The sequence below is a fragment of the Bacillus sp. 11C genome, from assembly GCF_055486375.1.
In genome coordinates this window covers 1-10,377 of sequence record NZ_JBUPVZ010000013.1, presented here as the reverse complement: position 1 = coordinate 10,377, position 10,377 = coordinate 1, and the positions used below count along the sequence as shown (strand labels likewise).

Annotated in this window: 11 protein-coding genes and 1 pseudogene; 9 read left to right on the top strand and 3 right to left on the bottom strand. The window is 43.6% G+C overall.

Translation table 11 applies throughout. The features are described from left to right. Positions 1–111 precede the first annotated feature (111 nt). Positions 112–579, top strand: a pseudogene (locus ACY3LV_RS16445) (deoxyribodipyrimidine photo-lyase); the annotation flags it as partial. 37 nt (positions 580–616) lie between these two features. On the opposite strand, the gene ctaA reads toward ACY3LV_RS16445, so the two are convergent. After that, positions 617–1,537: a heme A synthase CtaA gene (ctaA, locus tag ACY3LV_RS16440; protein WP_148961911.1), complete on the bottom strand. Its 921-nt coding sequence runs from the start codon at positions 1,535–1,537 to the stop codon at positions 617–619. Between the two features lie 353 nt (positions 1,538–1,890). Here ctaA and cyoE point away from each other — a divergent pair, with 353 nt between their 5' ends. From cyoE to ctaG, 6 genes are all read left to right on the top strand, one after another. After that, a complete protein-coding gene (gene cyoE / locus ACY3LV_RS16435; protein ID WP_464864184.1) occupies positions 1,891–2,808 on the top strand; it encodes a heme o synthase in 918 nt (305 codons plus the stop codon). Between the two features lie 239 nt (positions 2,809–3,047). After that, complete coding sequence (coxB, locus tag ACY3LV_RS16430) at positions 3,048–4,118, top strand: cytochrome c oxidase subunit II (RefSeq protein WP_148961910.1); 1,071 nt, start codon at positions 3,048–3,050, stop codon at positions 4,116–4,118. Between the two features lie 32 nt (positions 4,119–4,150). Further along, positions 4,151–6,019, top strand: coding sequence for a cytochrome c oxidase subunit I (gene ctaD, locus ACY3LV_RS16425; protein ID WP_148961909.1), 1,869 nt, complete (start codon positions 4,151–4,153; stop codon positions 6,017–6,019). Next, the gene (ctaE, locus tag ACY3LV_RS16420; RefSeq protein WP_003238746.1) at positions 6,019–6,642 is read left to right on the top strand and encodes a cytochrome c oxidase subunit III; all 624 of its coding nucleotides are present in this window, start codon (positions 6,019–6,021) and stop codon (positions 6,640–6,642) included. The genes ctaD and ctaE overlap by 1 nt, the downstream gene beginning before the upstream one ends. A gap of 2 nt (positions 6,643–6,644) precedes the next feature. Further along, complete coding sequence (gene ctaF / locus ACY3LV_RS16415; RefSeq protein ID WP_087992168.1) at positions 6,645–6,977, top strand: cytochrome c oxidase subunit IVB; 333 nt, start codon at positions 6,645–6,647, stop codon at positions 6,975–6,977. A 26-nt stretch (positions 6,978–7,003) separates the two neighbouring features. Beyond that, a complete protein-coding gene (ctaG, locus tag ACY3LV_RS16410; protein WP_148961908.1) occupies positions 7,004–7,897 on the top strand; it encodes a cytochrome c oxidase assembly factor CtaG in 894 nt (297 codons plus the stop codon). Positions 7,898–8,134: 237 nt separating this feature from the next. Here ctaG and ACY3LV_RS16405 read toward each other — a convergent pair whose 3' ends face one another. Then, positions 8,135–8,497 carry a YugN family protein gene (locus ACY3LV_RS16405; RefSeq protein WP_464864183.1) on the bottom strand — a complete coding sequence of 121 codons (363 nt, stop codon included), beginning with the start codon at positions 8,495–8,497 and terminating at the stop codon, positions 8,135–8,137. A 140-nt stretch (positions 8,498–8,637) separates the two neighbouring features. Here ACY3LV_RS16405 and ACY3LV_RS16400 point away from each other — a divergent pair, with 140 nt between their 5' ends. Both ACY3LV_RS16400 and ACY3LV_RS16395 read left to right on the top strand, forming a co-directional pair. Further along, the gene (locus ACY3LV_RS16400) at positions 8,638–9,084 is read left to right on the top strand and encodes a CBS domain-containing protein (RefSeq protein ID WP_087992165.1); all 447 of its coding nucleotides are present in this window, start codon (positions 8,638–8,640) and stop codon (positions 9,082–9,084) included. Positions 9,085–9,165: 81 nt separating this feature from the next. Then, positions 9,166–10,206: a CAP domain-containing protein gene (locus ACY3LV_RS16395; RefSeq protein WP_333517664.1), complete on the top strand. Its 1,041-nt coding sequence runs from the start codon at positions 9,166–9,168 to the stop codon at positions 10,204–10,206. 59 nt (positions 10,207–10,265) lie between these two features. Here ACY3LV_RS16395 and ACY3LV_RS16390 read toward each other — a convergent pair. After that, the coding region (locus tag ACY3LV_RS16390) for an IS3 family transposase (protein WP_464864204.1) at positions 10,266–10,377 on the bottom strand (112 nt) is incomplete at its 5' end.

Genomic DNA, 10,377 nt, shown 5'->3' with positions numbered 1-10,377 from the left:
AGCTATTTCCTATTCAAAACAAAAACAGGCTGGTCTGCTTCCGATCTTTCAGATCGATCCTCACTTTGTAGATATGAAGTATGATATGAGCCAGAATATTTTTTTAAGACACTATCTGTTTTTACACATGAAGCGCGACAAAAGGGACTCTATCTGCACATCTTTTATCTTGAAGCGATACATATGTTTCGATGGCTGATGGATGCATATGAAATTGATGCGATTTTTTATAATCAGGATGACGCAGGATACGGAGCGCAGCGGGATCATGAAGTATCAGCGTTTTTAAGAAAAAACGGGATTTATCCTTCGCAGTGGACAGATGCACATATTCACGGTGCGGATGACATTGTGAAACAAGATGGCAGTATGTATAAGGTGTTTACGCCATATTTTAGATCATGGTCAAAGGCTGAAAAGCCGAAAATGATCGAGATCGATCCTCATTTTTTATGTTCGACACAGATGATTAGAAATCAGTCGTTATCAAATCAGGGCGAACGGGTGCTGAAACATCTTGTGCAGTCCAGCAAAAGACACTGGGTGCATGCATATGAAACGGCAAAAAATATGACATAAAAAAGACCAAAGCACTGGAAGCTTTGGTCTGAAATCTTTATGATTGTCTGGATTCATAACGGAACCGTGCAATCAATAATATGAAATAGCATAGAACGCCAAACAGGCAGGCAATAAAGAACGAGTGGGCAAGAGCAAAGCCCAGAGCCAGTTCAGTATACACGATCATAATACCGGACAGTGCCTGTAATGTAATAAAAATAAGACATGAGATCCAGCCCCAAAAGATCTGCTTTTGATCTTTATAGGAAGTAATAGCATGAACAGCGGCCACAATAATCCATACAAACAAGAGCAATGCTGCTGTTCTGTGGCCCATTTGCACCCATTCAGGGAATTGAGTCGGAAGTCCATTGTTCAGCGGACTGCACAGCGGCACATCAGGACATGCCAGGCTTGATTCTGTATGTCTTACATATGCGCCTGTATACACAACGATATAGGTATATATTAATATTCCTATCATGTGAAATTGCATTCTTTTTCCGATTTTAAGCGGTTTAACCAGTTTTCTAACTGATTTGTCAGCTTCAAATATAAGCAACGTCAAAATAAGCACTGAAGCAAAAGATATCAATGAGATGCCGAAGTGAAGCGCCATAATCAGCGCGTTTGAACCGAATACGACAGCCAATGCGCCAAGCAGTGCCTGGAGAAATAAAAAGATAATAGACATGATCGCGAGAAACGTTGTTTCACGGAAAATCGGCGTGATTTTTCTCCATGACCAAAACGCAAGGCTTAACACAAGGATAATAGAGATCCCGCTTGCGAATCTGTGGCTCCATTCAATAATTGAAGCCGGATTCATTTCAGGGAAAAAACGGCCGTGACACAGCGGCCACTGTCTGCCGCATCCTTGGCCGGAACCTGTTTTTGTAACGAGGGCTCCCCCGATTAAAACAATAAGCATGACAAATGTTGTCAGAACACCGAGAGCTTTTAATGCTTTATTCATTTAATATTCACCTTCTTAACATACTGCTGCGATTTTATATACGTTCCAAGTGTAAGCGAATATGTGTTTAGAGGCAATTCTTAGAGCCTTTTGTTCACAAAAATATAATAGAATGGCGGCTTCCGGAAAATGTACACTTGATTATTCATGCCGGGTCTGATAGAAATAAGGTAAACGCACTGCCGATTTCGCGATTGCCTTTATCTTTGGTAAAATTCATAAAAAGTTCACAAATAAATTCCTGTTTGTCGTTTAATATTTAATAGGATGTTTTTTTACAAGATGTTATCTTGTATGATAGAGTTGCAGGTTTTTTATTGTCCTGCGTTAGGTTTGTAAGGGAGGTTTACGTTATGGCTAACTCCAGAATCATAAATGACACAGCTATAGACGGACAAATTGAAGAAACAACGGCATGGAAAGATTTTCTGTCCCTTATTAAAATAGGGATCGTCAATTCCAATCTCATCACGACTTTTACTGGAATGTGGCTTGCACTGCATATTTCCGGTTTGAGTTTTTTAGGCAATATAAACACCGTTCTTCTTACATTAATCGGGTCATCTCTGATTATTGCGGGCTCTTGCGCGATCAATAACTGGTATGACCGGGATATCGATCATCTGATGGAGCGCACGAAAGTAAGACCGACGGTTACGGGTAAAATTCAGCCGAATCAGGCGTTATGGTCCGGAATTTTGCTGGTTGCTTTAGGATTGATCATGCTGCTGATGACAACTGTCATGGCTGCTGTTATCGGTTTTATCGGAGTCTTTACGTATGTTGTATTGTACACAATGTGGACGAAACGCCGCTATACGATTAACACAGTAGTAGGAAGTGTTTCCGGTGCTGTTCCGCCGCTTATTGGATGGACGGCAGTGGAAGGGCATATCGGTGTCGTGGCATGGGTATTATTCATGATTTTATTTATTTGGCAGATCCCTCATTTTTTAGCATTGGCTATTAAGAAAACTGAGGATTACAGAGCTGCAAATATTCCGATGCTTCCTGTCGTATACGGATTTGAAGTGACAAAAAGACAAATTATTTTGTGGGTTGCGTGCTTGATGCCGCTTCCGTTTTTCCTTGGAAGCTTGGGCCTGCCGATTGTCATTCTCGGCTTGCTGTTAAATATCGGCTGGCTGATTCTCGGCTTGATGGGCCTCCGCACCAAAAATATCATGAAGTGGGCAACGCAGATGTTCATTTACTCGCTCAATTACATGACAATCTATTTCGTTGCCATGGTTGTCTTGACTCTTTTTTAAAAAATAGATACATTGCTTGTTTTATCGCTTCAAAATAATCGATGACAACTAGTAAATGCCGCCTTGACCTTTTGTTTAATCAGGCGGCTTTACTTTTATACATAGATGGCATTTTGAGTCAAAAAAATCATATTTTAAGAGAAGTGGAAATGTAAGTGCTTTATTGGTGATAGGCTGGATTGCGACGAATTTCGATCTGCTCTCCGCCTTTGTATTGACCAGAAAAGGGGTTGGGTGAAATGGTAAAGCATTGGCGTCTTATTTCATTATTAGCCTTAGTGCCGCTTCTATTAAGCGGATGTGGAAAACCTTTTTTATCCACGCTCAAGCCTGCTGGCGAGGTGGCTGATAAACAGTATGACCTGACAGTGCTCAGTACATTGATTATGGTGGTTGTTGTTGCAGTAGTATCTGTTATCTTCTTTTATGTGATTGTGAGATTCAGAAGATCACGGGTCGGTGAGAATACGATACCGAAACAGGTAGAGGGGAACAAATTTTTAGAAATCACATGGACCGTGATCCCGATTTTGCTGCTCATTATTCTTGTGATCCCTGTCGTGCTATATACGCTAGAGCTAGCAGATACATCACCAATGGATAAGAAAAGCCGCAAAGCTGAGGATGCTCTTGTAGTCAATGTCCGGGCAAATTTATATTGGTGGGAGTTTGAATACCCTGATTACGGGATTATCACAAGTCAGGAGCTGATTGTGCCGACAGACCAGCGTGTGTATTTTAATTTAAAAGCCTCAGATGTAAAACATTCCTTCTGGATTCCTTCAGTTGGAGGAAAACTTGATACGAATACGGATAATGAAAATAAGTTTTTCCTGACATTTGATTCAAAACGAAGCAAAGAGGCAGGAGATATGTTTTTTGGAAAGTGTGCAGAGCTTTGCGGCCCTTCACACGCGCTGATGGATTTTAAGGTAAAGACGATGTCTGCAAAAGAATTTCAGGGCTGGACAAAAGAAATGAAAAACTATAAGTCTTCAGCAGAGAGTGATTTGGCTAAGCAGGGCGAAGAACTCTTTAAAGAGAAGAACTGCCTGAGCTGCCATGCAGTCGAGCCGAATGATAAGCGGGCAGAAGCAGCAAGAACGGCCCCCAACTTAGCGACCTTCGGTGAAAGGGCAAAAGTGGCAGGGGTGAAAGACGCTAACGAAGAAAATGTGAAGGATTGGCTGAAGGATCCTGAGAGCATAAAACCGGGGAACAAAATGACTGGAACATATCCGAAGCTCTCAGACAGTGAAACAGATGCGCTTTATGAATACTTAAAAGGCTTAAAAACGGAAAGCAAGTAGGAAAGAAAGGGAGATATTAGGGGAGGTCGCATATGTTGAACACGCTTACAGAAAAGCGGACGCGCGGATCTATACTTTGGGATTATTTGACGACGGTGGACCATAAAAAAATCGCGGTTCTTTACTTAATCGCCGGGGGATTCTTCTTTCTTGTCGGCGGAATTGAAGCGATGTTTATCAGAATTCAGCTTGCAAAGCCGGAAAATGCTTTTCTCAGTGCTCAAGCGTACAATGAAGTCATGACAATGCACGGGACGACGATGATCTTTCTGGCTGCGATGCCGCTTTTATTTGCCTTGATGAATGCGGTCGTGCCTTTGCAGATTGGGGCTCGTGACGTTTCGTTTCCATTTTTAAACTCACTCGGTTTTTGGCTCTTCTTTTTCGGGGGCATCTTCTTAAATCTAAGCTGGTTTTTGGGCGGAGCGCCAGATGCGGGCTGGACGTCATACGCCTCACTTTCGCTTCATTCTGAAGGGCACGGCATAGACTTTTTCGTCCTCGGACTGCAAATATCGGGGCTCGGGACGCTGATAGCCGGGATTAACTTTTTGGCCACGATTATCAACATGAGGGCGCCCGGCATGACGTACATGAGGCTGCCTTTGTTTACATGGACGACATTTGTGGCTTCGGCATTGATTTTGTTTGCCTTTCCGCCGCTTACGGCCGGATTGGCTCTGATGATGCTGGATCGGCTGTTCGGCACCAATTTCTTTAATCCAGAGCTTGGCGGGAATACGGTCATTTGGGAGCATTTATTTTGGATCTTTGGCCACCCGGAGGTTTATATCCTGATTTTGCCTGCATTCGGTATTTTTTCAGAGGTCATCCCTGTGTTCGCCAGAAAGCGTTTGTTTGGGTATTCATCAATGGTTTTTGCCATCGTGCTCATTGGCTTTCTAGGTTTTATGGTTTGGGTCCATCACATGTTTACAACAGGTCTCGGACCGATTGCAAATGCGATTTTTGCGGTTGCCACAATGGCTATCGCGATTCCGACCGGGATTAAAATTTTCAACTGGCTTTTGACGATTTGGGGAGGAAATGTAAAGTATACGACCGCTATGCTGTATGCCGTCTCATTTATACCGTCCTTCGTGCTCGGCGGTGTGACGGGAGTCATGCTGGCAGCGGCTGCTGCTGATTATCAGTTCCATGATACGTATTTTGTGGTGGCGCATTTCCACTATGTCATTATTGGCGGCGTGGTATTCGGCCTTTTAGCCGGTGTTCATTTCTGGTGGCCGAAAATGTTTGGTAAAATTCTGCATGAGACGATGGGGAAAATTTCATTTGTATTGTTTTTTATCGGCTTTCACCTTACGTTTTTCATTCAGCATTTTGTCGGTTTAATGGGTATGCCGCGCCGGGTTTATACGTTCTTACCAGGCCAGGGTCTTGAAACCGGCAACTTGATCAGTACAATCGGGGCGTTTTTTATGGCGGCTGCAGTTATTCTTCTGCTGGTCAATGTCATCTGGACATCGGTAAAAGGAGAATATGTCGGAGCCGATCCATGGCAGGACGGACGTACGCTTGAATGGACTGTTTCTTCACCGCCGCCTGAGTATAATTTTAAACAGCTTCCTTTTGTCAGAGGGCTTGATCCGCTTTGGATTGAGAAGCAGGCAGGACACAGCTCAATGACGCCGGCTGAACCGGTTGATGATATTCATATGCCGAACGGCTCAATCCTGCCGCTCATTATTTCTTTCGGCCTCTTTGTCGCAGCGTTCGGGCTGATGTACAGAACCGATCACGCTTGGGGCCTGCCGGTGATCTTTATCGGACTCGGTATCACATTTATTACGATGCTGCTTCGCTCAGTCATTGATGATCACGGCTATCATATTCATAAAGAAGAACTGCCGAACGATGATAAAGGGGTGAAGGCATAATGCAAATCGAAGAAAAATTCACCGCAGAAACCTTTCCAGCTTCTCCCGAAAAAGTAACACTGGAAGGGAAAAATAAATTTTTAGGCTTTTGGCTTTTCCTTGGAGGAGAGACAGTTCTGTTCGCGTCTCTCTTCGCAACGTTTCTCGCACTCCGGAATTCAAACGCCGGTGACCCGCCTACGACGGAAATGTTTGATGTGACGCTTGTGTTTATCGCCACAATGCTTTTATTAACAAGCAGTTTAACGAGTGTGTATGCGATGTACCACATGAAGAACTTTTCCTTCGGCAAAATGCAGCTATGGCTGGGGATTACGATCTTATTGGGGGCGGGCTTTTTAGCATTGGAGATTTATGAGTTTAAGCATTACACCCATGAGTTTGGCTTTACTATCACAAGCTCTGCACTCGGTTCCGCGTTTTACACGCTCGTCGGTACACACGGCGCCCACGTGGCATTTGGGCTTATGTGGATCAGCACGCTGATGATACGCAATGCCAAAAGGGGACTGAATCTGTATACGGCGCCTAAGTTTTATGTTGCCAGTCTTTATTGGCACTTTATTGATGTCGTGTGGGTCTTTATCTTTACCGTTGTATATTTAATGGGGATGGTGGGATAAACATGGTCGGTAAAAAAAGCAGGGGGCATATCAACAGCGATCTTGAATTTAAGAAAAAGAAGCATGCTCAGGAGATGAAATATCAGGTTCTGTCTTTTGGCTTAATGATTGGACTAACGATTGTTGCCTTTCTGACTGTGGCAACGGACGGTGTCGCCAGCTGGTTTACGATTCCTTTCATTATTCTGCTTGCTGCAATTCAAGTCATCTTCCAACTGTATTATTTCATGCATATGAATCAAAAAGGGCATGAGGCGCCGGCACTGTTTTTGTATTCAGGCATGTTTGTCGCGTTTATTACGGTGCTTGCGTTTGTCACAATTATATGGTGGTAATTTGAACAGCTGCCGGAGGTGAAGAAATGAATCAGTTAGACGTGTTTGGGTTTCGCGCGATGTGGAGCCCTTATCTTTTTTGTATCCTGTTGGGTATTACGGTGCTTTATCTCTATTTTTACTGGCGAATGTCTTCAAAGCCTGAACGGATAACAGGTAAAGAGATGGTGTGCTTTCTGTCGGCGATGCTGTTTTTATATGCAGCTGAGGGAAGCCCGGTTGACCTGCTCGGACATATTATGTTCAGCGCGCATATGATTCAGATGGCTGTCCTGTATTTGGTCGTCCCGCCGCTATTGATTGCGGGAATTCCTGCATGGCTTTGGGAAAAAATCATTTTCAAGCCCGCCATTAAACCGGTTTTTTCATTCTTTTCGACACCTTTAATTGCTTTGCTTTTGTTTAACGGCATTTTTTCGTTATATCATGTTCCGCTTATATTTGATACTGTCAAAACGGATCCGTTTTATCATACATTAATGACTTGGCTCATCTTTGTACTGGCGTTTTTGATGTGGTGGCCGCTTGTTCATAAGGTAGAGCGTCTCCGGCAGCTCAGCGGCTTGATGAAGCTGGGATATATTATGGCGGACGGTATGCTGCTCACGCCTGCTTGCGCGCTGATCATGTTCAGCGGCGCGCCGTTATACGCGACCTATACAGACCCGTCTGCATGGGCTGAGGCAATGAAGCTTTGTGTGCCTGCGGATATGATGGGGCAGGTCCCATTAACAGGACCGGAGATGTTCAATACACTGCCTTTGTTGGAGGATCAGCAGCTCGGAGCAGTCATGATGAAAATCATCCAGGAAATTGTGTACGGCACTTTTTTGGCGCTTGTTTTTTTTCAATGGGTGAAGAAAGAAAGAGAAAAGGACGGGCAGGAGGAACCGCCGTATATTCAACAGACGATATCATAAAAGGTACAGCAGAAGATGCTGTACCTTTTCAGCGTGTCGACAAACCCTCGCATTCGTTGTCAAGTCTGCGCGTTGGCGCTCACGAATGAAAACATTCGCTCCGCTCCAATGCTCGCCTTTCCTAGACTTCAAAGGTTTTCAATCACGCTGAAAAGATGACAAAATGCTAAAATCAAAACCGTTTTGCATTTTGTCAACCAATCTGACAGGAACAGCAGAAGATGCTGTTCCTTTTCATTACATTTGAACTGTTTTTAACATGTCGGATATGTCCTGAATCAGTGCCTTGCTTTTTGTTACAACCTGTACGGGAAACTCTTCCGTTTCTCCATATTCTACTCCGTGCGGGTAGTAATGCTTGCCTAAGAGAGGGGGCATTAATTGAATCACGGCGCGGCCGCTTCCAACATCGCCCTTAGCCGCAATGCCTGGTATCCGCAGGTAAAACGTACCCTCAATCGTCGAAAACTTTCTGTCATAGGTGACTCTTTCGTAATCCCATTGACCCGCTCTGATGAGACCTTTGCTTTCCATCAAGTCGTCTAGCCAGCTGAGCTCAGCCTTTACTCCTTCAAGCCCGCTTTCAGTAAACTTCAACACTGACCCCTCCTTATAAAAATTACCTTTCCTGACAATCATAGTATGAAAGCGTTAAACTTTCAATGAATCTTCTTCTTTTGAAAGTATGCAAAAAATAAATTTTGACGAAAATAGCACTAGACTAAAGGAGGGCTATACAGATGACAAAAATAAAAGATCTGATGACAGCCGACTTGCAATATTGCACGGTATTAGATAATGTATATGAAGCTGCAGTAAAGATGAAGGACGCGAATATAGGTGCGGTTCCGGTAGTAGATGAGGATGGAGAAACCCTCGTTGGCATCGTGACCGACCGGGATCTCGTGTTAAGAGGTATCGCTATAAAAAAACCGAATTCGCAAAAAATCACTGACGCGATGACCGAAAAACCTGTCAGTGTGGAGGAAGATGCTTCAGTCGATGAGGTTCTTCATTTGATGGCATCACATCAGCTCAGAAGGATACCCGTTACAAAAAACAAAAAGCTGACTGGAATCGTCACGCTTGGTGATCTTTCTTTATCTGAGCAAACGAATGAACGTGCCGGCAGCGCCTTATCGGATATTTCCGAGGGTGATGACAGAGAAGAAGGCTTTTTTCATTAACACATAAATCTTTGACATGTTAAATAGGCTGTATTGTAATGAGATGTAAGGCAAGACACGTGATCGCACGGGGGTGATAGATTGAAAAATATATTGAGAGCACTGGTTATCCTCTTGATTATCTGCGGAACTTATGTTCTGTTTATTCAATACGGATCTGTTCCTGAAAAAAAATCCAATGACAGCGAGCCTCAAGTGTCTAACGAGGAAGCGCAAAGCGGCAAACGAATACATATGCCGACTTCAGGGTTATTGTCCTTTATGGGCAAGTCCGCCGATGATGTAACAAAAAAGCTTGGGAAACCTGAACGCATTGACCCTTCCGCATATGATTACGATTGGTGGGTTTACAATCAAGGAAAGGACCAATATATCCAAATCGGAGTATTAAATAATAAAGTGGTCACATTATTTGCAGCTGGGAATGATATTAACGCAAAGCCTTTCAAAATTGGCGAATCAACCGGAGAAGTATTCAAGACGACCCAGGTGGCGCCGTTTGTGAATGTAGAGTATAAAGGAAATTCCTATCGATTTGAGTTTTCTGAAGAGGATATCAATACCAGACCGACTGTGAAGGTAGGAAAGATGTATGTCCAGCTGTATATGGACAAATTTGAGGGGAAGCTATCCAGCATCAGGGCGTTTGATGCGCAAGCCTTTGTAAAGCAAAGACCTTATGAGGTTGTGTACCGCGGTGAATTAATGAAATCCAAAGATGTTTCAGATGATAAGTGGGAAAAGATCCAAACGACGAGCGAAAAGCAAATATTTGATTTGACGAATGTCATACGTGTCAAGTATGGACTTGCGAAGCTTGAGTGGGACCAGCCGACGGCGGAAGTAGCTTTTGGACATAGCAAGGATATGAAGGACAATAACTATTTCTCCCATGTTTCTAAAAAATACGGGACGCTGAAAGACCGCTTAGAAGAAGGGGATGTTGACTTTCAGCAAGCGGGAGAAAACATCGCATACAATTATGTGGACGGTCCGGCCGCTGTAGAAGGCTGGCTTAATAGTGAAGGCCATCGAAAAGCGCTTCTAAATTCCGATTATACGCATCTAGGTGTCGGAGTAGACCGGAAATATTACACCCAAAATTTTATTAAGCGATGGTAATGAAAAGCCGCGAACGGTGGGACTGACCCCCGTTTTTGAGACAGGGATCAAAACACCTTTCAAACAGCCAATTGCCGATAGTTTATCGGTGATCGGCTGTTTAGTTTCGTTTGAATTCGAATATTGTTATAATAATAAATGTATTCTTTGACAGTGCGTTCTACGATGGCG

Coding starts and splice junctions, on each gene's coding strand:
- ctaA (WP_148961911.1), bottom strand. CDS start 1,537: ATGAATAAAGCATTAAAAGCTCTCGGTGTTCTGACAACATTTGTCATG.
- cyoE (WP_464864184.1), top strand. CDS start 1,891: ATGGCTAACTCCAGAATCATAAATGACACAGCTATAGACGGACAAATT.
- coxB (WP_148961910.1), top strand. CDS start 3,048: ATGGTAAAGCATTGGCGTCTTATTTCATTATTAGCCTTAGTGCCGCTT.
- ctaD (WP_148961909.1), top strand. CDS start 4,151: ATGTTGAACACGCTTACAGAAAAGCGGACGCGCGGATCTATACTTTGG.
- ctaE (WP_003238746.1), top strand. CDS start 6,019: ATGCAAATCGAAGAAAAATTCACCGCAGAAACCTTTCCAGCTTCTCCC.
- ctaF (WP_087992168.1), top strand. CDS start 6,645: ATGGTCGGTAAAAAAAGCAGGGGGCATATCAACAGCGATCTTGAATTT.
- ctaG (WP_148961908.1), top strand. CDS start 7,004: ATGAATCAGTTAGACGTGTTTGGGTTTCGCGCGATGTGGAGCCCTTAT.
- ACY3LV_RS16400 (WP_087992165.1), top strand. CDS start 8,638: ATGACAAAAATAAAAGATCTGATGACAGCCGACTTGCAATATTGCACG.